Annotated in this window: 27 protein-coding genes and 1 pseudogene; 1 reads left to right on the top strand and 27 read right to left on the bottom strand. The window is 47.7% G+C overall.

Annotation, left to right across the window (positions count from 1 at the left end; all coding sequences use genetic code 11):
- Positions 1-37 precede the first annotated feature (37 nt).
- Entirely contained in the window at positions 38-6,676 is a 6,639-nt protein-coding gene (locus tag Q7P67_RS08635) for a DUF4214 domain-containing protein (protein WP_303851561.1), read from the bottom strand.
- A gap of 503 nt (positions 6,677-7,179) precedes the next feature.
- On the opposite strand from Q7P67_RS08635, the gene Q7P67_RS08630 reads away from it, so the two are divergent.
- Positions 7,180-8,304 (top strand): glycosyltransferase family 1 protein, encoded by a 1,125-nt coding sequence (locus Q7P67_RS08630; RefSeq protein ID WP_303851560.1) that lies wholly within the window; start codon positions 7,180-7,182, stop codon positions 8,302-8,304.
- A 67-nt stretch (positions 8,305-8,371) separates the two neighbouring features.
- On the opposite strand, the gene rplQ is transcribed toward Q7P67_RS08630, so the two are convergent.
- The 26 genes and pseudogenes from rplQ to rplB all read right to left on the bottom strand — a co-directional run.
- Positions 8,372-8,725 (bottom strand): 50S ribosomal protein L17, encoded by a 354-nt coding sequence (gene rplQ / locus Q7P67_RS08625; protein WP_303851559.1) that lies wholly within the window; start codon positions 8,723-8,725, stop codon positions 8,372-8,374.
- A complete protein-coding gene (locus Q7P67_RS08620) occupies positions 8,726-9,730 on the bottom strand; it encodes a DNA-directed RNA polymerase subunit alpha (protein ID WP_303851558.1) in 1,005 nt (334 codons plus the stop codon).
- Positions 9,731-9,753: 23 nt separating this feature from the next.
- Positions 9,754-10,380 (bottom strand): 30S ribosomal protein S4, encoded by a 627-nt coding sequence (rpsD, locus tag Q7P67_RS08615; protein ID WP_303851557.1) that lies wholly within the window; start codon positions 10,378-10,380, stop codon positions 9,754-9,756.
- Positions 10,381-10,392: 12 nt separating this feature from the next.
- Complete coding sequence (gene rpsK / locus Q7P67_RS08610; RefSeq protein WP_295221533.1) at positions 10,393-10,776, bottom strand: 30S ribosomal protein S11; 384 nt, start codon at positions 10,774-10,776, stop codon at positions 10,393-10,395.
- A gap of 13 nt (positions 10,777-10,789) precedes the next feature.
- Positions 10,790-11,158, bottom strand: coding sequence for a 30S ribosomal protein S13 (gene rpsM, locus Q7P67_RS08605; RefSeq protein WP_303851556.1), 369 nt, complete (start codon positions 11,156-11,158; stop codon positions 10,790-10,792).
- Positions 11,159-11,170: 12 nt separating this feature from the next.
- Positions 11,171-11,284, bottom strand: a complete 114-nt coding sequence (gene rpmJ / locus Q7P67_RS08600) for a 50S ribosomal protein L36 (protein WP_303851555.1) — start codon at positions 11,282-11,284, stop codon at positions 11,171-11,173.
- A gap of 11 nt (positions 11,285-11,295) precedes the next feature.
- The gene (gene infA, locus Q7P67_RS08595) at positions 11,296-11,520 is read right to left on the bottom strand and encodes a translation initiation factor IF-1 (RefSeq protein ID WP_132872128.1); all 225 of its coding nucleotides are present in this window, start codon (positions 11,518-11,520) and stop codon (positions 11,296-11,298) included.
- A gap of 7 nt (positions 11,521-11,527) precedes the next feature.
- A complete protein-coding gene (map, locus tag Q7P67_RS08590) occupies positions 11,528-12,271 on the bottom strand; it encodes a type I methionyl aminopeptidase (protein WP_303851554.1) in 744 nt (247 codons plus the stop codon).
- The gene (locus Q7P67_RS08585) at positions 12,272-12,919 is read right to left on the bottom strand and encodes an adenylate kinase (protein ID WP_303851553.1); all 648 of its coding nucleotides are present in this window, start codon (positions 12,917-12,919) and stop codon (positions 12,272-12,274) included. It abuts the gene before it with no gap.
- Positions 12,919-14,229: a preprotein translocase subunit SecY gene (secY, locus tag Q7P67_RS08580; protein ID WP_303851552.1), complete on the bottom strand. Its 1,311-nt coding sequence runs from the start codon at positions 14,227-14,229 to the stop codon at positions 12,919-12,921. Before secY ends, Q7P67_RS08585 begins: the two co-directional genes overlap by 1 nt.
- A 3-nt stretch (positions 14,230-14,232) precedes the next feature.
- Entirely contained in the window at positions 14,233-14,682 is a 450-nt protein-coding gene (gene rplO, locus Q7P67_RS08575) for a 50S ribosomal protein L15 (RefSeq protein WP_303851551.1), read from the bottom strand.
- Positions 14,683-14,694: 12 nt separating this feature from the next.
- Positions 14,695-15,201 (bottom strand): 30S ribosomal protein S5, encoded by a 507-nt coding sequence (gene rpsE / locus Q7P67_RS08570; protein WP_303851550.1) that lies wholly within the window; start codon positions 15,199-15,201, stop codon positions 14,695-14,697.
- Between the two features lie 11 nt (positions 15,202-15,212).
- Positions 15,213-15,578, bottom strand: a complete 366-nt coding sequence (gene rplR / locus Q7P67_RS08565; RefSeq protein ID WP_303851549.1) for a 50S ribosomal protein L18 — start codon at positions 15,576-15,578, stop codon at positions 15,213-15,215.
- 11 nt (positions 15,579-15,589) lie between these two features.
- Positions 15,590-16,129 carry a 50S ribosomal protein L6 gene (gene rplF, locus Q7P67_RS08560; RefSeq protein ID WP_303851548.1) on the bottom strand — a complete coding sequence of 180 codons (540 nt, stop codon included), beginning with the start codon at positions 16,127-16,129 and terminating at the stop codon, positions 15,590-15,592.
- Between the two features lie 12 nt (positions 16,130-16,141).
- Positions 16,142-16,540: a 30S ribosomal protein S8 gene (rpsH, locus tag Q7P67_RS08555; RefSeq protein WP_303851547.1), complete on the bottom strand. Its 399-nt coding sequence runs from the start codon at positions 16,538-16,540 to the stop codon at positions 16,142-16,144.
- An 18-nt stretch (positions 16,541-16,558) separates the two neighbouring features.
- Positions 16,559-16,744, bottom strand: coding sequence for a type Z 30S ribosomal protein S14 (locus Q7P67_RS08550; protein WP_303851546.1), 186 nt, complete (start codon positions 16,742-16,744; stop codon positions 16,559-16,561).
- A complete protein-coding gene (rplE, locus tag Q7P67_RS08545; RefSeq protein WP_303851545.1) occupies positions 16,745-17,293 on the bottom strand; it encodes a 50S ribosomal protein L5 in 549 nt (182 codons plus the stop codon).
- Between the two features lie 16 nt (positions 17,294-17,309).
- On the bottom strand, positions 17,310-17,636 hold the full coding sequence (rplX, locus tag Q7P67_RS08540) for a 50S ribosomal protein L24 (RefSeq protein ID WP_303851544.1): 327 nt from the start codon (positions 17,634-17,636) through the stop codon (positions 17,310-17,312).
- Positions 17,637-17,648: 12 nt separating this feature from the next.
- Entirely contained in the window at positions 17,649-18,020 is a 372-nt protein-coding gene (gene rplN / locus Q7P67_RS08535; protein WP_303851543.1) for a 50S ribosomal protein L14, read from the bottom strand.
- A 6-nt stretch (positions 18,021-18,026) separates the two neighbouring features.
- A complete protein-coding gene (gene rpsQ / locus Q7P67_RS08530) occupies positions 18,027-18,305 on the bottom strand; it encodes a 30S ribosomal protein S17 (protein WP_369696015.1) in 279 nt (92 codons plus the stop codon).
- Complete coding sequence (gene rpmC, locus Q7P67_RS08525; RefSeq protein ID WP_303851541.1) at positions 18,302-18,499, bottom strand: 50S ribosomal protein L29; 198 nt, start codon at positions 18,497-18,499, stop codon at positions 18,302-18,304. The genes rpsQ and rpmC overlap by 4 nt, the downstream gene beginning before the upstream one ends.
- Entirely contained in the window at positions 18,496-18,921 is a 426-nt protein-coding gene (gene rplP / locus Q7P67_RS08520; RefSeq protein ID WP_303851540.1) for a 50S ribosomal protein L16, read from the bottom strand. The genes rpmC and rplP overlap by 4 nt, the downstream gene beginning before the upstream one ends.
- Positions 18,921-19,577: a 30S ribosomal protein S3 gene (gene rpsC / locus Q7P67_RS08515; protein WP_303851539.1), complete on the bottom strand. Its 657-nt coding sequence runs from the start codon at positions 19,575-19,577 to the stop codon at positions 18,921-18,923. The genes rplP and rpsC overlap by 1 nt, the downstream gene beginning before the upstream one ends.
- Before the next feature lie 12 nt (positions 19,578-19,589).
- Entirely contained in the window at positions 19,590-19,922 is a 333-nt protein-coding gene (gene rplV, locus Q7P67_RS08510; protein ID WP_303851538.1) for a 50S ribosomal protein L22, read from the bottom strand.
- 1 nt (position 19,923) lies between these two features.
- A complete protein-coding gene (rpsS, locus tag Q7P67_RS08505) occupies positions 19,924-20,205 on the bottom strand; it encodes a 30S ribosomal protein S19 (protein ID WP_303851537.1) in 282 nt (93 codons plus the stop codon).
- A gap of 12 nt (positions 20,206-20,217) precedes the next feature.
- Positions 20,218-20,479 (bottom strand): annotated as a pseudogene (rplB, locus tag Q7P67_RS08500) (50S ribosomal protein L2); the annotation flags it as partial.

Here is a 20,479-nt window from a genome sequence, read left to right as displayed (position 1 = left end):
ACGCCCCGGAGTTTCAGAAATGTTATAAACTGTTTTATCAGGCTGTAAAATCCCATTCGTTGGGCAGATTGTAAATTCCCTGCATCTCAACGGAGGTAACGAAACTTTCGGCAACCTCTGCAATGGTATGTCCCTGTTCGATACAGTCAACCCAGTACGCTTTTCCCTCCGCATCGGAAGGTCTGCCCAGCAGAGCGACATAAAGCTGTTCAACCTGATCCTCAACGGTGAGTGACGCAAAGTCCACTCCTGTAGCATCGTGGTATTCCGCTGACTTCATGAACCATACGGTCATATCGCCCACGGAAAGGTCTTTCTCGAACACTGCATCCGACCAGTACTGGAATCCGTTTATCTCAGGCTGTCTGTCGAGGATCTGCTCATAGAGAGAGGCTATGAACGTCAGTTCCTCACTGTTCTGAACTTCGTAAGTGCCGTCGGAGAACTCAACCTGTTCCGCGTTGACCAGAGTATCCACATCCGACGGGTCGGAAACGTGGCTGATATAGGTCAGACCGTGGTCGCGGGTTATGATGTAATCGCTCATGCTGCCTGTATAAACAACGGTATCCGTTCCGCTGCCTCCGTGCATGAAGTCTTTGCCTGCACCACCGGACATGCGGTCGTTGCCGCTCTCTCCGTATATAAGGTCGTCGCCGGCAAGGGAGCCGACAACGTCGTCTCCTGCGCCTGCGTGCAATTCGTCGTCATCTGCACCGAGAAGGATATTCTGTGAACCTTCTCCGGCAAAAACGATGTTAGCGCCGTCACCGCCCCTTACTATGACCCCGCTGCCGATTATGACCGCAAATTCGATGTTCTGAAGGTCAAGCTCTGTTCCGGCGGGAAGAGCGGAAGCATCAATAACTATCGCCTCTTTCGGAGTTGCTGCACCTTCGCTCGATGTAACGGTATTCGGAGTTCCGTTTATGACTATCGGTGCAGCCGGAACATCTGTTCCGGATACTGTCAGGGTCACTTTATTCACAACCAATGTATTTGAAGAGTCGCTTATTGACTCAAGGAAGCCTGAACCGCCTGAAAGCATCGCTGTTCTGCCGGCATCCGTTGATGATGCCGTGGAATCAATGTAAAACAGCAGGTCGCCAATGGCGTCGTTCAGCGTTCTTTCATCCACAGGGGAACGCGTGCCTGTTGTCGTTATGCCTACACCCACAGGAAGACTGGCTGTCGTCGCCCACTCTGTTCTTGAGCTTTCACCCCAGAAAAGAGGTATCTCAGCAGTATTTGTAGCGCCTGTATCGTTTACTCTGGTGTCGGTTACAGGAGCAACCGTCATGGTCTCAGTTTCAACCTCGCGGGTGACAGTGTTGCCGTCCAGATCGGTATATGTCTGAGTCTGCGTGACTGTTTCCGATGTCACAGGAACTCCGTCCACAGTATCAACAACCTTAACGTTGCTGACGGTTACGGCATTAGCGGTGTCAGCGGTGTTTGAACCTGTAACAGGTCCGTTCCAATCGTCGGCAGCGGAAAGGTGATATACAGTTCCGCCCGAAGACTCAGTGCCGTTCTTGTCCAAAGCAGCGTTGACAAGTGATTTGTCAGTACTGCTCAGTGTTATCGTGAAGGTCGTTGCGGAAGATATTTCAACGTCGGATGTTGTTGAAAGGGTCACGTTTCCGCCCTGACCTGTGAACGTGAATTTTGATACGTCGATATCGTTTGCCGCTCCGGACTGTTTAACAAAGTTGGATCCTGTGACGGTTATAACGCCTGTTTCGGCATTATATGTTACGCCGCTTATAGCGGGAGCCGCAAGGCTGCTCACTGTCACCGGATTGCCTGTCGTGTCGGCAGCCGCTGACGCCGTTGTGTTCCAGCCCGCCGAAGCAGCTATGTTGAACGTTGCGCCGCCGGCAGCGGATGTTCCGTTCGAGTTGAGAATACCCTCCACGTTAAGCTGATCCGCCTCGTTAAGGGTAAGTGCGAAACCGTCCGCTGTTGCCGTCACAGTGTATGTCCCGGCAAGGGTGTAGCTGTTTCCTCCCTCTCCCGTGACGGAAAGTTTTGATGCGTCTATAACATCCCCGACCGTCAGACCGAAGCCTGTCACAGTAAGAACGCCTGTGGCAGCGTTATAGGCAGCGGATGATATGCCGATGCTCGGAGCGAGCCCGATATCCGTGCCGTCGAATGTAAAAGATTCGGAGGTATACGTTCCCTCAAGAACTACCTGAAGATCGGCACCGGCAACACCGTCAGTATCTATATACAGTGTGGTGTTTCCGCCTGTCTGAACAACCTCCACAGTGTTTGCCGCAACGTTGAGTCCGTCTCCGGAAACCGCAGTATAGTCATCGAAATCGGCACCGGCAACACGGATCACATCTGATGTTGTGAAATCCGTAATGGTATCCGCACCGAAATCTGTCACATTGTACATCACACGATCGCCGTCGGAGTTCATTTCCTGAGACAGGTACATAAACACATCTTCGCCGTCGCCGCCTGTGAGGGTGTCGTCACCGGTTCCGCCGGCAATTATGTCGTCACCGCTGCCTGTGGTGACAGTATCATCGCCTGCTCCCCCGTAAACTGTCGAATCCACGCTTCCGTTATCCGTGAACGAATCGTTGCCTCCGAACATATAATATGAAAGGACGCCGGATGCGGGAGCCTCAGAGCTTGTTATATTTATCACAGTGGGGGTTTCAACGGGAGTTTCGGTAGCCGGATCAGATATGTCGTATGCGTCATAGAAAGCAACAGTGGCTCCGCTGAAATCGTTAGAACCGACTATGAGCGAATATGCGTTGTCAGGTTCGTTGACAATGGCAGTGTCAACATCGGTGAAGGTGTTGCCGGAAATATTTATTTCCGTGTCACCGTCATAGGCGTTCATGATGTCCACACCGTTAAGGTTGCCTTCGCCGCCTGTAACACCTGAGATTGAGTTGCCTGTTATTGTGGTATCGTCTGCATAAACAAGCACAACTCCGCTTGATGAGTAGTCAGCGCTGTCGAATCCCAGATTTTGTATGATGTTGTCTGTTATTGTGGCTGTTGTGCCTGTGCGGTCGCCGCCGGAACCTATCTGGATACCGTTCTGACCTGCGATGCCTGCGACGCCGGAACCTGTGATGGTGGTTCCGTCAATGGTTATGTCAAGAGTCGGTCCCCATCCGATTATACCGGTTTTCTGATAGTTGGATATGTCAGAGTTAAGGATGCTGACGCTCACTGTTCCGCCCGCTCCTGCACTTCCTTCCGCCATAATCGGGAAGTTTTCGCCCCATCCCCATTCTCCGCTGTCCGTACACCGGAAATTCGTGAGTGTAACACCGTCTATTACAACGTTACTGTCAACAATACCTATTCCCAGCAGATCCTTATTGTTGGCAAAACCGTCCGCAAGCCCCTGATCACGACCGTCTACGGTTATGTTCTTTATAGTTACTGTTCCGCTGAGATCGTCGGTATCAACGTTAAGCACGGGCATACGCCAGTGCCCGTTGTTTGTAAGCATGTCGGGAAGAACCTGAACAAGATCAGTTGAATCGGGCGACTCGATGGTAACGTTGCCGTCTGCACCGTTCACCGCGTCAATGGTCACGTTCTTGGTGATATTGAACTGCCCTCTGTACACTCCGTCGTCCAGAAGGATTGTGTCGCCATCCTTCGCAATGGCGAGCGCTTCGTAAAGGCTCATTCCATCAGCAGTGTCGCCGTCTGTATCGTAATCCGTCTGGGTAACGTGTATGACTGTGCTTGTTACCGTTACTTCCGCAGTTGTGACAGCAACACCGTCGTTAAGCGCAAATTCTATCTTTGCATCTCCGTATGGAGTGCCGTTTGTATATGTTACTGCCGCAGCGGCAGCCTGAACCAGTGCGCTTGTTGCGTCTGAATTGAAGCTGAGCACAAGCTCGCCTGAGGATGAATAATAACTCCATGTTGCGAAAGTTGTTCCACCGGAAGCAAGTGTTCCGTTGGAATCCGCACCTTCCGCTATGCTTCCTGTAACTGTCAGTCCGCTGCCGGATGCAAATCCGAAAACGTCATGAACGTTGCCGTCGGCATCGCCGTTTGAATCCACTCTGTGGATTGTAAGAGTGCAACCGTCCCAGCCGGCAGAATCGTTCTCCGTATCGCTTATGACAACATCGGGAGCAAGTCCGTCTGCCGCATCGGCAAGAGCAACAGTGTTGTCCGTTCCGGCTGTTGCGCCGTTAAGGTCCAAAACAGCAGCATCGTTAGTGGAAAAACCGGAGACTGTCACAGAACTCGTTGCATCCGCAATGCTTCCGCCTGTTATCGTACCGTTCCAGTCATCCGATGCGCTGATATTGTAGGTCGTACTGTCGTCGGAAGACGTACCGTTTGCCGTGATAAGGTCAGCCACGCCGTCCTTGTCAGTTGAGCTGAGTGTAATTGTAAAAGATGTTGAAGAGGTGATCTCCACATCAGAAGTATTCGTAAGAGTGTATGTTGCCCCGCCCTCTCCTGTAAAAGTGAAAGCGGATGCGTCAATATCATTTGCAGCTCCGGGCAGATGCACCAGATTTGTCGCCGTAACCGTAAGGACTCCTGTGGAGGCGTTATATGATGTTTCAGTTATTGTCGGTGCAGTAACGTTTGAAACAGTTATACCGTTACCTGTTGAATCGGCATCGGCACCGCTCACCCAGTTTGCTCCCGCAGCAAGATTGAAAGTTGTCGAATCCGCGGAGGCTGTCCCGTTCTTATTCAGTATTCCGTTGACATTCAGTTTGTCGGTGGCGTCAAGAACTACAGTGAAAGAAGTTGCACTTGATGCCGTTACTGTATATGAACCGGCAAGAGTGTATGTGTTTCCGTCCTCTCCGGTAATGGTGAGAACACTGGCATCTATGGGGTCGCCTATGTTCATTCCTGTTCCAGTGACAACGAGGGTACCTGTTGAAGCATCATATGACGCAGAGGCGATTGAGGTACCGGTTACTGTGTCACCGCTGACTGAAACGACAGAGGGACCGGATATCTGAAAATCAACGGTACCTGTTGTCCCTGCCGTATAGGTTGTGACAACAAGAATATATGTTTCACCTGCTTCAAAAGTTACATTTTTTATCTCTGAAAGCCAGTTGACAGTGACTCCATCCGCATCCTGATAATCAATGTCTTCATTCACCGCGAGAACATTGACAAGGGGATTGAGAGGGTCGAATGAATTTTTATATATCCAAATCTGCGTATCACTGACATTCTGTGTTCCATCATTTGTATACAGCCCTGTGGCACCTGTCACCGTTGCTGTAAAATTACCCGACAGAGCAGGGACAAGAGTAACTGTGACATAGTTGAAAGAATCATCCGACTGAGGTGTGTTCGGAGCACTGTTCGCTGTGATGATGTCGTCAGTGAACCATGTTGCGGACCAGTCCACATCCGAGCTTGTATGATCACCTGGTGTCCACGGGCGGGCGTATGTATTTGTATTTGTAACGTTAAAAGAAAATTCTGTTATTACGGGCGATGCCAGTATGTCGATATCGAAAACAGCCGCAGCCGAATCGCCCGCTAACTGCTTGCCGTCTGTATCCTCAACCGCAGCGTTGACGATTCCTATAGTGTATGCGCCTGCGTCAGCAGTGTCCCATGTACTGTCCGGTGCGGTCACTTTATACTGAACAACCACATCTCCGGTTCCTGCACCGCTGATTATTCCTGTTCCCCCGCCAACACTTGTATCAAGGGCAACCGTATAACTGTTATCTGCTGAATCCTTTACGGTTAAGTCTCCGGAATCGAACTGTCCGTTTGTAAAAGTCGCAGTGCTGTCGCTTGCAACCTTATAATTTACCGTGAATGTGAAGTATGAGTTCTCTCCGTTTATAAAGGTAAAATCAGGTGCTGATATTTCAGCGGAAGGGCTGCCGCCAAATCCCCCGTTGGGGTTTCCGCCTGCCGTCACTATAGCCTGATTAGCTTCGGATGTTGTCAGCAGGTTCTCGAGAAGAACGTCCATATCAGCATTATAAACAGCATAACTGTCTATTGTTGCCTGCAAGCCCCAGTTCTCTTCAACCGCAATCTGATAAGCCCCGAGGTCAGTGTATGATGAGACTACAGTGGACAGTAAATTCACATCTGTAAAAAGAAATATTCTTCCTTTGTCTACAGCCTGATCTACTATAAATCCGGAACCGTCATCTCCTGTTGCAACTACATCAACAGCACCCGTATACGTAATCTTTGATGCAGCATTATAATACAGAGCGTCGACTCCCTCTGCCAATTCGGATGTAGATGATATATTGCTGCTGCTTAATACATAATCGCCGTCTATATCGTTGTGATCTTCCGACATTATAGAAAAACTTCCGCCGAGTGCTGCAATGGCATTGGTGATGTATCCGTTGATTTGCGGAATCCACGCGTCGTTTTCAGCCCAGAAAACAATACGTCCTCCGGTCGCCAGATAATCCTTCATATATGTTATATCGCTTGCCGTGAAGTCTTCCGTCGGACACATGACAATCAATAAGTTAGTCGAGTCCAGAGTTGTTTCTGTAAGGTGCCCCACAGGCAAAGTATCCACTGTTGCACCCAGATTCTCGTAAAATTCAGCAACACCGTAAAAATATCCTTCTATAGCATAGTACCACTCTGACCATTCACCAGGAACCACTGTAGGATGGATATTTGTTGTCCATAAAGTAACATTGCTCATATACGACTCCAGACATAATATTTTCAAATTCTATGATATCAAAATTATTCTACATTATTTTCATAATAAAATCTCTATCAACTCTGGTAGTTGACGTTGTTTTTAACACATTTTTACACAAAACATGTAAAATAATTTTACACACAGGTAGCTAAAACATGCTGTAATCATCTATATAATCAGCACAATTTGTCTGAATGATATTTAAAACAAAAAACACCGAATGAATCCCGATATCAAATCATCCAAATATTCACACTTGATAAAACCAAAAAATACATTTTATAACCTTTCTTTTTCATCCCTTTTTTGTGCGCATCTCCATATTTTTTTCTTATTTTGCACCGCCTCGCTATTATAAACAGCAATATCTGTGATTAGCTATTTCTGTCTATCTGAAGCTATATATCTGATAATCGTGTGTCTCTTTTCAGGCAATGGAGGGTTAATTTAGACACATGCTCTTGACATGCTCACAGGACTTAGGCAGAATCTCTGGACTTATGAAAAAAATTGCAGTCAACTCTATACCCCTGCTCTCGCCGTTAAGCGGCGTGGGCAGATACACTTATGAAATATGTAAACGGCTTGATCGCGAATCACTTGGCGCAGACATTACTTTTTTTTACGGATACAAGTCCGGCAGGGTGCTGAGTCCTGGTGATAATGCTTTTGGTAAAAATTCCAATTCATTTTTCACCCGACTGCTCAGGAAGTCTTTAAAAAAAGTCTTAACTGCAGTTTCAGCTTTTTCCCCTGACAGGTACGACCTCTACTGGGAACCAAACAATATCCTTGAAAACTACTTTAAATCAAAGTCTGTCCTCTTCACGCTCCACGACATTTCTGTCATCAGACATCCCCAATGGCACCCTGCCCAACGGGTTGAACTCTTCAAAAAACGTCTGATGAACAGCGTTAAAAGAGCAGATATGATAATCACGGATTCTATGTTCTCCAAAAATGAGATTTTGGATTATTTCAATCTGCCTGAATGTGCTGTTAAAGCTATCCATCTCGGATACGATACCATGCTTTTCCACAACATTAAAAATTCCGCGGCAGCAGAGAACCTTAAAATAAAGTATACTGGCGGCAGAGATTTTATTCTTTTCTCCGGCAGCCTTGAGCCTCGCAAAAATCTCTCAGGTCTTATCAAAGCGTATCTCTCGCTGCCCAATTCAATCAAGAATAATTACAAACTCTTGCTTGTCGGCGGGGATGGCTGGAACAACAACGAAATACATGAGCTAATAGATGTAAATAAGGATAACGTTCTGCGTGCGGGTTACATCAATTACGATGAACTGGCTAACCTTTACAGAGCCGCCTCTGTGTTCGCCTTCCCTTCTCACTACGAAGGCTTCGGACTTCCTCCTCTGGAAGCCATGGCGTGCGGATGTCCGGTGCTCGTTTCCTCAAATTCATCTCTTCCTGAGGTCTGCGGTGATGCCGCTCACTACGTTCACGCTGAGAGTATTGAAAGTATCCGCGAAGGGCTGGTCAAAGTCCTTACTGATTCAACTTATGCAGCGGCTCTTTCCCGTGCCGGACTTGAACAATGCAAAAAATTCAGTTGGGATACAACCGCGGAAGAACACATGATATGTATGAAGGAATTGATGTAGCACGTCGCCATGCTTTGTTGACGGCGCACATAACCGTAAAAAAAAGGGAGCCGAAGCTCCCCTTTGATTAGTCTACGAATTCAATTATCGCCATTGAAGCGTTATCGCCTTGACGAAATCCTGTTTTGATTATTCTGGTGTATCCGCCGGGACGCTCTTGAAACTTAGGAGCTATCTCGTCGAAAATTTTGTGAACAACCTTAATGTTGGGGAGCTTGCTCAGTGCAGTTCTGCGTGCAGCAAGATCACCTTTTTTGCCGAGTGTAACCAGAGGTTCGATAAACATACGAAGCTGTTTTGCTCTGGCAACGGTTGTTTCGATACGGCCGTTGTCCACAAGAGAAGTGGCAAGGTTACGAACCATAGCCTTTCTGTGGGCAGGTTTTCTGCCGAGTCTGTTTCCACTTACGCCGTGACGCATCTATTCTTCCTCCGAATCTGTACTGTTATATCCGATGGCTTCAAGATCCATGCCGAGGGAAAGACCGAGTTCGCAAAGAACTTTTTTGATCTCTTCCAGTGACTTGCGTCCGAAGTTCTTCGTCTTCAGCATCTCCGCATCCGTTTTCATGCAGAGTTCAGCAAGTGTTTTTATGTTGGCATTTTTCAGACAGTTATAAGCGCGAACGGAAAGTTCCAGCTCTTCGATGCTCTTGTCAAGCAGGTCGAGCAGATGGTCGTTCTGGCTTGCGTCCTCTGAAACAGAATCGTCAACCACGGGTTCATCAAAGTTGATGAAAAGATTCATCTGATCTTTGATGATCTTTGCCGCAAATCCAATTGCGTCCTCAGGATTGATAGACCCGTCAGTTTCGATCTCAAGAGTAAGTTTATCGTAATCCGTACTCTGACCGACACGGGCGTTCTCAACGAAGTAATTTACTTTTTTGATGGGTGTGAAAACCGCATCAACAGCAAGCATATCAACTTCATCGTTCTCTTTTTCAATCTCTTCGGCAGGCACATATCCGATGCCGCGTTTAACAACAAACTCCATATAGAGCTCTTTGTTCGGGTCAGTTAATGTGCAAATATGCTGAGCAGGATCGAGGATTTCAACCATTGTGTCGCCGGTAATGTCACCTGCGGTAACGGGACCCTCTCCTCTTTTTCTGATGTACACACGTCTGGTTTCATGAGTGTGCAGTTTCAGTTCCAGCATTTTGATATTCAGAAGGATGTCAACAACATCCTCATAAACACCTTCGAGTGCGGCGAACTCGTTGCTTACGCCGTCAATCTTAACAGCAGTGACCGCCGTTCCCTCGATGGAGGAAAGCATAACGCGTCTCAGGGCGTTACCAACTGTTGTACCGAATCCCTTTTCATAGGGTTCTGCAATATAAACGCCTTTTCTGTTAGTGACTTCACCCAGAGCTTCAATCTTTCTGGGCTTTATGATTTCATGAAAATTCATGATGATCATTATCTTAACCTCCGTGTAAAACGTTACTTGGAGTAAAGTTCCACTATCAGGTGTTCCTGAATTTCATAACCGACGTCGTCTCTTGCGGGCATCCTGAGAACAGATGCTTTGAAAGCGCCTTTATCCAGAGTAATCCACTCTGAAACGCCTCTTCCTTCCGCAGTATCGACACATTCCTTGATTCTTGTGTTTTCGCGTGATTTTTCGCACACGGAAACAACGCTTCCAGCTTTAACGAGGAAGCTGGGGATGTTTACGGGTTTACCGTCAACAAGGAAATGACCGTGTCCGACCATTTGTCTTGCTTCTTTACGGCTGCCTGCAAAGCCTGCTCTGTAAACGATATTGTCCAGTCTTCTTTCAAGAAGCTGAAGCAGGTTTTCACCGGTGATGCCCTGCATCCTGGTAGCTTTATCGAAGTAGCGGCGGAACTGTTTTTCAAGAACGCCGTACAGTCTTTTAACTTTTTGTTTCTCACGCATCTGAGTACCGTAGTCGCTCAGTTTCTTGCGTGCCTGGCCATGCTGACCGGGAGCGTAAGGTTTTTTCTCAAAACCGCATTTATCTTTGTAGCAACGCTCGCCTTTGAGGAAGAGCTTCATGCCCTCTCTACGGCAAAGTTTGCATACTGCACCTGTATACCTAGCCAACTTTAGCCTCCGTTACACTCTTCTCTTCTTTCTGGGTCTGCAACCGTTGTGGGGTACGGGTGTAACGTCCCTGATAACGGTGATTTTCATTCCGGCAGCGGCAATAGCACGGATTGCGCTCTCACGACCTGCGCCGGGACCCTTAACGTTAACTTCCACTTCGCGCATACCGTTATCCACAGCTTTTTTAGCAGCCTGCTCGGCGGCTATCTGTGCTGCGAAAGGGGTGGACTTACGGGAGTTTTTAAAACCCACGCCGCCGCCCGCTGCCCAGCAGACAGTGTTGCCCTGTGCATCGGTAAATGTTACGATAGTGTTGTTAAAAGTTGACCTGATATGAGCAACGCCTCTGGGGACGTTTTTTCTCTCTCTTTTTTTAGAGCCTCTTTTAGCCATCTTCGTTCAATCCTTACTTTTTCTTAATGCCGCGCTTTCCGGCGAGACCTTTTCTTGTTCTTGCGTTGCTTCTGGTCTTCTGACCTCTGCAAGGCAGGTGCATTTTGTGTCTCTGGCCGCGATAGCAGCTGATTTCCATAAGTCTCTTAACGTTCAGCGATATCTCTTTACGGAGATCACCTTCAACGGTAAGATTTTCCTCGATGTACTTTCTGATTGCAGATATATCCTGCTCAGAAAGGTCGCCTATCCTTTTGGACAGGTCTACGCCGATTACGCCAAGTATCGTTTTAGCAGTTTCACGGCCTACGCCGTAAATTCCTGTAAGGCCAACCTCGACTTTTTTGTTGTTGGGAATGTCCACACCAGCAATACGTGCCACAAAAAGCCTCCTTTAACCTTGTCTCTGCTTATGTCTGGGGTTGTCGCAGATTATACGGATTACCCCTTTACGTTTGATAACTTTACACTTAGCGCATATAGGCTTTACACTAGCCCGAACTTTCATTTTTCACCCCGTCATTTCTTATGTCGGTAAGTAATTCGTCCTCTGGAGAGGTCATAAGGGGAAAGCTCCACCGTAACCTTGTCTCCGGGAAGAATTCTGATAAAGTGCATCCTCATCTTGCCTGAGAGGTGCGACAGGATTACGTGCTTGTTTTCCAGCTCAACTTTGAACATCGCGTTCGGAAGAGCTTCAAGCACCGTCCCGCTGGCTTCGATAACGTCTTCTTTTTTTCCCATATGCCTTTTACATGGTTAATATTTCCGGTCCGTTCGGGGTAATGGCCACAGTGTTTTCATAATGTGCCGCTAAACTGCCGTCTTCTGTAACAGCGGTCCAGCCGTCTTTGAGGGTTCTAACACTGTAATGTCCTGCGGTTACCATAGGTTCCACAGCGAGGACCATTCCTGCACGCAGCCGCAGCCCGCGGTTTGGTTTCCCGTAATTGGGAATCGCCGGCTCTTCGTGCATTTCTCTTCCGATTCCGTGACCGAAAAAGTCTCTTACAACTCCGTATCCGTGGGACTCACAATGTACCTGCACAGCGTGCGAGATATCCGTGAGTCTGCCGCCGTCTACGGCTTTTTCTATACCTTTAAAGAATGACTCTTCAGTCACTCTCATAAGATCTTCCGCTTCTTTGGAGATTTTCCCCACCGCATAGGTGCGGGCTGCATCTCCGTGAAAACCGTTTTTGTATGCCCCGACATCAACGCTTATGATGTCGCCCTCGACAATTTTTCTGTCAGAAGGGATGCCGTGAACCACAACTTCGTTTATTGACGCGCAGATAGAAGCCGGGTAGCCTCTATATCCTTTGAAGGATGGCAGAGCATCCCGTGAGGATATAATATTCTCTGCGAATTTGTCAATATCTAATGTTGTAAGTCCCGGCTTTATGAACTCTTCCAGTTTTTCCAGAACCTCTTTAACGACTGAACCGGAAATTCTCATCAGGTCGAGTTCGGACTTTGATTTAATTACAACCATTTATCCCAGTATCTTCTTAATAGCCGAAAAAACGTTGTCGGTTGTGTCGTCGCCGTTCAGTTCATGGAACTTGCCGCTTTTGCCGTAATAGTCTTTAAGCAGAGCGGTGGTGCCGTGATAAACCGCCAGTCTTTTGCGGATTGTTTCCTCCTGATCATCGTCTCTGTGGACAAGAGTTTCGCCGTCGTTGTCACACTGACCGCCGTGTTTGGGAGGATTGAATTTTATATGGTAAGTGGCTCCGCATTTCTGGCAGACTCTTCTGCCTGTGTTGCGGGTCACGACCACTTCATCGTCAACCTCAAGGCTGATGATGTGAGTTATCTCGGTTTTAAGATCGTTTACAAGCATTGCGTCCAGAGCCTCAGCCTGAGCTGTTGTTCTGGGGAAGCCGTCGAGGATGAAACCGTTTTTGCAGTCATCCGCCTGAAAACGCTCTTTCATCATATTGATAATAAGGCTGTCTGGAACAAGCTGTCCGCCGTCCATATATACTTTCGCTTCCTTGCCCAGAGGTGTTCCGGCTTTAACAGCCGCTCTGAGAAGGTCGCCGGTGGATATCTGCACAACCTTATAGTCATCAATTATTTTAGCAGACTGAGTGCCCTTGCCTGCTCCTGGAGGTCCCAGGAAAATAAGATTGATCATTAATAACCCCCTCTGCCTTTGATTCTTCCTTTTTTCAGGAAGCCGTCATAGTTGTTTGTAACCAGAGAAGCCTCAATCTTGGAGATCATATCCATACCGACACCGATAACGATGAGCACAGACGTTCCGCCGAAATAGAAAGGGACGCTGAAACTGTGGATTATCAGCTGGGGCAGGATAGCCACCGCGCCGAGGTATATTGCGCCCACAAACGTGAGTCTTGAAAGGGTGAAGTCAATGAACTTCGCGGTTTCAGCTCCGGGTCTTTTTCCGGGAATAACGCCGCCGGACTTGTTTATGTTGTCGGCGATGTCATCGGGGTTGAAGATAATGGACGTATAAAAGTATGTGAAAAACACGATGAATCCCACTGTCACCACGTAATAGAAAACGTGGCTGGGCGAGAACCAGTAGCTTATCTTCTGAACCAGCGGATCCTGACTGAAAGTAGCCATTGTGCTGGGGAAGGCAAGTATTGACATCGCAAAGATGATCGGTATAACCCCTGCGGGGTTAAGCCTCAGCGGCAGATAGGATGTTGTTGCAGCCGAACTGCCGCTTCCGCCTTTTCTTACATATTGTATGGGTATTCTTCTATGCGAAGTTTCCATAAACACGATTGCCGCGGTAACGAGGAAAATGAGACCCAGCACAATAATAAGTATTATGAGCTGGAGTTCGCCCGATTTAAGCAGTGTTACCGAACGGCTTACCGCAGAGGGGAAACCGGCGATGATACCTGCGAAGATCAGAACGGACATACCGTTACCGAGACCTTTTTCAGTAATCTTCTCTCCCAGCCACATAAGGAATATAGTACCGGTTGTCAGCGTGAGTGCTGTCAGCAGTCTGAAACCCATTCCGGGAAACATGACAACAGGCGCTCCGCCGGGGGATGTCATCCCCTCAAGACCGATTGCGATACCTAGACCCTGTATCATACTGATAAGGACGGTACCGTACCTTGTGTATCTGGTTATCTTGTCCCTTCCCTCCTGACCTCTCTTTTTGAGTTCAGCAAGGTGAGGTACCGCAACCGTCATCAGTTCAAGAATGATTGATGCGGAGATATACGGCATTACACCGAGACCGAAAACCGTCAGCTTTGAAAGCGCCCCGCCCGTGAACATGTCGAAGAAACCGAGAAGGTTTCCGGACTGCTGGGCAAAGAACTGGCTGAGAGCCTCGCCGTCGATGCCGGGTGTGGGAACGTGCGCTCCCACCCGATAAACAAACAGGAAGAAGAGGGTCCAAAGGATCCTCTTCCGAAGTTCTGCTATTGAGAAGATTTCTTCTATTTTTCTAAACATTAATTACCCCAGAACAACGACTTCGCAGCCTGCTTTTTCTGCTTTCTCTTTGGCAGAGCCGGAGATTCTGTCAACTTCGAGTTTCAGCTTTTTGCTGATCTCGCCGTCGCCGAGAACCTTAATACCGTCTTTGTTGCCTTTAACAAGTCCTTTCTCTTTAAGAGAAACGAAGTTCACCACTTCGCCTTCAGAGAAGGCATTGTTGATGGCTTCAAGGTTAACTGTTTCAAAAACAGTCGCGAACTGTGCGTTGTTGAAACCTCTTTTGGGAAGTCTTCTGTTAAGAGGCATCTGACCGCCCTCGAATCCGGGTCTCACTTTACCGCCGCTTCTGGCTTTCTGACCTTTCGTACCCTTGCCGGCAGTCGTACCGCGTCCGCTTCCGCTGCCTCTTCCGAGTCTTTTTCTGTCTTTATTGGCACCGGGAGCCGGTCTCAGATCATGAAGTTCCATCTGTGTATCCTCTTAGTACTTAATGATTTCCTGAATGGTTTTGCCTCTCATTTCGGCAACTTTATCCAGGGTTCTGATGTTCTTAAACCCGTCCATAACCGCATAAAGCGAGTTATAGGGGTTTCTGCTTCTGGTTGACTTGCAGAGGATGTTCTGAACGCCTGCCAGCTCGAAAAGCGAGCGGGTTACACCACCGGAGATGATACCCGTACCGGCTGCGGCGGGTCTCATAACGATTTCGCTGGAAACGAAACGTCCGATAACGTCGTGGGGGATAGTGCCGTTTACAACGGGCACTTCCACCATACTCTTTTTAGCGTTCTCAAGCGCTTTTTTAATAGCGTCCGGAACCTCTCTTGCTTTGCCGTGACCGATGCCGACCTTGCCGTTCATGTCGCCGACAACAACAAGAGCAGTGAACTTGAATATACGACCGCCTTTAACGACTTTCGTAACTCTGCCAATGTTTACCACTTTATCTACAAGTTGGTTTTCGCCGTTTACGTTAGCATTGTTCATAGGTTACCTCCTTAGAACTCAAGTCCGGCTTCACGGGCGCCTTCAGCAAGCGCCTTGATTTTGCCGTGATAGAGGAAACCGCCTCTGTCGAAAACAACTTTGCTGATTCCCTTTTCGGAAGCTCTTTTAGCAACCTCTGCGCCGATAGCTTTAGCAACTGTGAGGTTTACACAGCCTTTGAACTGCTCTTTAAGCTCTTTTTCAAGGGAGCTGGCAGAAACAATAGTTGTACCCTTAGAGTCGTCTATTACCTGAGCGTAGATATATTTGTTGCTTTTGAAAACAGCCAGTCTAGGTCTGATTTCAGAGCCCTGTACCTTTTTTCTGTTACGAACGTGCCTTCTTACGCGGGCAGTCGCTTTTGAAAATACAGCCATCTCAACTCCCCTTATTTCTTACCGGTCTTGCCGGCTTTTCTGAGTATGTACTCGCCTTCGTATCTGATACCCTTACCTTTGTAAGGTTCGGGAGCTCTCAGCTTGCGGATGTTTGCAGCAACCTGACCGACAAGCTGCTTATCAATACCGCTTACGGCGATCTTTGTCTGGCTCTCCGCTTTCAGCTCTATGCCTGCGGGGGGAGCGAAAACAACGGGGTGAGAGAAGCCGAGGGACAGATCGAGATCTGCACCCTTCTGGGCAACCCTGTAACCCACACCGACGATGTCGAGCTTTTTCACATAACCCTGCGTAACACCTGTCACCATGTTGCTGATCAGCGTGCGTGTAAGACCGTGCACGGATCTTGAGATTTTTGTCTCATCTTTTCTGTCCACGTTCACAACGTTGCCGTCAACAGTAACAACAGCCTTATAATGGATTTCCTGCTCCAGCTTGCCTTTGGGTCCTGTGACGCTGACAGTGTTTCTGTCGATTGTCACTGTTACGCCTGCGGGAATATCTATAGGTTTTTTACCAATTCTGGACATTAACGCTCTCCATTACCATATCTGGCAAATGTACTCACCGCCGACTTTTTCAGCGATGCACTGCTTAACGGTCTTGATGCCTCTTGAGGTGGATACTACTCCGTTTCCAAGTCCGCCAAGTACAGGTTTAAGGTTCTTAGTGTTCACATACACTCTCTGACCGGGTTTAGATACTCTCTTTATCCCGCGGATAACGGACTCGCCGTTATCATGATATTTAAGGTGAATCACTATATTTTTCTTATTTCCGTCTGTTACCACACGGAAATTCTTAACGTAACCCTCGTCTTTGAAAAGGGAAGCCACTGCCTCTTTCATCTTTGAGTGAGGCATTACAACCTCCTGATGTTTGACCATAAGAGCGTTACGTACTCTTGTAAGCATATCAGCGATAGGATCTGTCATTCCCATGACTATAGTCTCCTTATATTACCAGCTGGACTTTCTTACGCCGGGGATTTCTCCCTCAGCGGCGAACTTCCTGAAGCAAAGTCTGCACATGTTGAACCTGCGCATAAAAGAACGAGGTCTACCGCAGATGGGGCAGCGGTTATATTCCTGTACTTTGAATTTCTTCTTCTGAAATCCGCTGTGGTATTTAGCTTTAGTAGCCACTTACGCCTCCGGGTTTTCGAAAGGCATACCGAGCTCTCTAAGAAGCTCTCTTGCCTCTGCGTCTGTTTTAGCTGTTGTTGTGACGATGATGTCAAAGCCTCTGATCTTATCGATCTTATCGTAATCGATCTCAGGGAAGACGATCTGCTCTTTCAGACCCATTGCAAAGTTGCCTCTGCCGTCGAAAGATTTGGGGTTTACACCCGAAAAGTCTCTAACCCTTGCCAGAGCGATTCTTGTCAGCCTGAACAGGAAGTCGTATGCAGCGTCGCCTCTGAGAGTGACTTTACAGCCGATGGGCATCCCCTCTCTCAGTTTGAAGCTGGCGATGGACTTTTTAGCCTTGGTGACAACAGGTTTCTGTCCCGCGATGAGGGTCATGTCTCTGAGAGCGCCTTCAACGGCTTTGGAGTTTTGCACTGCCTCGCCGACGCCCATGTTCAGAGTGACCTTATCGATCTTCGGAACCTGCATGACGTTCTTGTAACCGAACTTTTGAATAAGTTTCGGCACAACCTCTTCTTTATAGATCTTTTTAAGTTCCGCCATTTCTTTTTAGTCTCCGTTACTTATCGATTACTTCGCCACAGGCTCTGCAAAACCGCACTTTTTTGCCGGATTCCAGAACCTTGATTCCAAGTTTTACGCCTTTACTGCATTTTTCGCAGTAGTACATAACGTTGGAAACCGCCAGAGGCATTGTTTTGTCCACTATGCCGCCGTCGGGGTTGAACTGGTTAGGTTTAACGTGTTTTTTGGAGACGTTAACGCCTTCGCAAAACACTTTACCGTTATCCCTGTCCATTTTAACGACCTTTGTCTTCTGTCCTTTATCCTTACCGGTGGTAACGATAACCGGGTCGTCCTTTTTAATTTTCAGTTTAACACTCATTGACAAACCCTCTTAGAGTACTTCGGGAGCCATTGAAACTATTTTCAGATAGCCTTTTCCGCGCAGCTCTCTGGCAACGGGTCCGAAAACCCTTGTTGCGATAGGTTCAAGGTTGTTTTTACCCAGAAGCACACACGCGTTGTCGTCAAACTTGATGTATGTGCCGTCGGGGCGGCGCTGTTCTTTCGCTGTGCGCACGATAACGGCTTTAACGACAGAACCTTTTTTAATGTTGCTGTCTGCTGCTGCCTGTTTAACGGTACACACGATGATGTCGCCTATTCTTCCGTAGCGGATTTTTGATCCGCCGAGGACTTTGATGCAAAGCACTTCCTTGGCTCCGGAGTTGTCGGCAACTCTGAGTCTGGATTCTACCTGTATCATACTATCTTACTCCTCGCTTGCGGCTTCGATGGAGTGTTGCAGAACCTTGGAGACTCTCCAGCGTTTATCTTTGCTGATCGGTCTTGTTTCTACGATTTCCACAGTATCGCCAACTTTGCATTCGTTGTTCTCATCATGAGCTTTGAAACTTTTTGTGCTCTTGATGAACTTCTGGTAACGGGGGTGGAGTTTCAGGCTCTGGACTTTAACAACGACTGTCTTGTCCATCTTGTCGCTGACTACCACTCCTTTCCTTACTTTTCTCGCGTTTCTGGCTTCCATTATTTGCCCTCGGTGCTTTTCTCGTTCAGGATGGTCTGAATACGAGCTATGTCTTTTTTAGCCTTTTTGATAAGTGAGGAATCCTCAATATCGCCTGTTGCCAGTTTAAACTTCATTCTGAAGATGTTTTCGCTCAGCTCAAGCTCTTTGGCTTTCAGCTCGGCGGCGCTCATGTTTTTCAGTTCTGCTGCTTTCATTGTGCCGCCTCCACTGTCTCACGTCTGACAAATTTAGTCTTAACGGGCAGTTTATGTGAAGCTCTTCTGAACGCTTCTTTTGCCTGTTCTTCCGTTACGCCGCCTACTTCGTAAAGTATCGTGCCTTCTTTGACACATGCAACGTAGTATTCAACAGCACCCTTACCTTTACCCTGTCTGACTTCAAGGGGCTTTGCGGTAATAGGTTTGTGGGGGAAGATGCGGATAATAAGGTTTCCGCCTCTTTTCAGATATCTGTTGATAGCGATCCTCGCGGACTCTATCTGACGGCTTGTAAGTTTAGCTTTGCCGTCCGCAGCAAGACCGAAGTCGCCGAAAGCCACATAGTGACCTTTAGAAGCGATACCTCTGATGCGGCCTTTAAACTGCTTTCTGTATTTCATTCTATTGGGTGTAAGCATTACTCACCTGCCTCTGTTCTGCCTCTGTCTTCGAGAACTTCACCTGTGAAGACCCAAACTTTGATACCGATGATACCGTAAGTTGTAAGGGCTTCTGTGGTGCCGTAGTCGATGTCCGCACGAAGCGTCTGAAGCGGAACGCGTCCTTTAATGTACCACTCTGTTCTCGCCATATCGGCGCCAGCAAGACGACCGGAGCAAGCAACTCTGATACCCAGTGCGCCGGACTTCATAGCCTGAAGAACGGCTTTTTTCATTGCGCGTCTGAAAGCCACACGTCTCTGTATCTGCATAGCGATGTTCTCGCCGACAAGCAGAGCGTTGATTTCGGGTTTCTTAACTTCTCTGATAACGAGAAGCACTTCCGAATCTGTGAATCTTTTCAGATCTTTTTTAAGTTTGTCTATCTCAGCGCCTTTTTTACCGATTACGATACCGGGGCGTGAAGTGTTAAGAGTGATGCGCACTCTGTTTCCCATACGCTCGATGCCTATTCTGGCAAGACCGGCCTGATTCAGCTTTTCTTTGAGGAACTTTCTTATCTTGATGTCCTCAAGAAGCTGCTGTCTGTATTCTTTTTTATTGGCATACCAAGTTGATTTCCAGGGCTTGTTTATACCAATTCTGTATCCGTTAGGATTAACTTTTTGTCCCACCAAATACCTCCCTTAGTCTGAAAGCACGACAGTAATGTGGCTTGTAGGTTTGCGGATAAGTGAAGCTCTGCCGTATGCTCTGGGGGTAAACCTTTTCATAGCGGGACCTCCATCCACTCTGACCTCTTTAACAATCATGCGGCTTGCGTCTGTGTGACCATGGTTTTCCTCTGCGTTGCTTGCAGCGGATTTGATGGCTTTGTACAGAACTTCTGCGCCTTTGTTGGGGGTAAATTTGAGGATAGCAAGAGCCTCCTCAACTTTTTTACCTCTGATAAGGTCAGCTACAGGGCGGGTTTTTCTGGTGGAAACTCTTTGAAATCTTGCGAATGCTTTAGCTTCCATATTACCTACCCTTTACCTTTTTGTCGTCTTTCTTGTGACTTCTGAAAGTTCTGGTGAGTGCGAATTCACCAAGTTTATGGCCAACCATGTTCTCTGTTACGAAAACAGGGATGAACTTCTGTCCGTTGTGGACCGCAAATGTCAGGCCGACCATCTCAGGAATCACGGTGCTTCTTCTAGACCAAGTCTTGATGACTTTTTTATCGCCGCTCTCTTTGGCTGTCATCACCTTTTTTTCAAGGTGATCGTCAAGGAAAGGACCTTTTTTTAATGACCTAGGCACTTGTCAATCCTCCTACTTCTTCCTGCGGGAAACTATGTACTTGTTAGAGGGCTTGTTTTTGGCTCTTGTTTTGTAACCCTTAGTAGGTACGCCCCAGGGTGTCACAGGGTGACGACCACCGGAAGTTCTACCTTCACCACCACCATGGGGGTGATCAACAGGGTTCATTGCAACGCCTCGAACAGTAGGTCTGACGCCTTTCCAACGAGTTCTACCCGCTTTACCGATTTGAATGTTCTCATGCTCGGTGTTGCTTACCTGACCGATAGTGGCT

Origin of the sequence: Seleniivibrio woodruffii (assembly GCF_029267515.1) — a bacterium.
Classification (GTDB): domain Bacteria; phylum Chrysiogenota; class Deferribacteres; order Deferribacterales; family Geovibrionaceae; genus Seleniivibrio; species Seleniivibrio woodruffii_A.
Note: the sequence above shows the minus strand (reverse complement) of the source record. Positions and strands in the feature narration are given on the sequence as shown.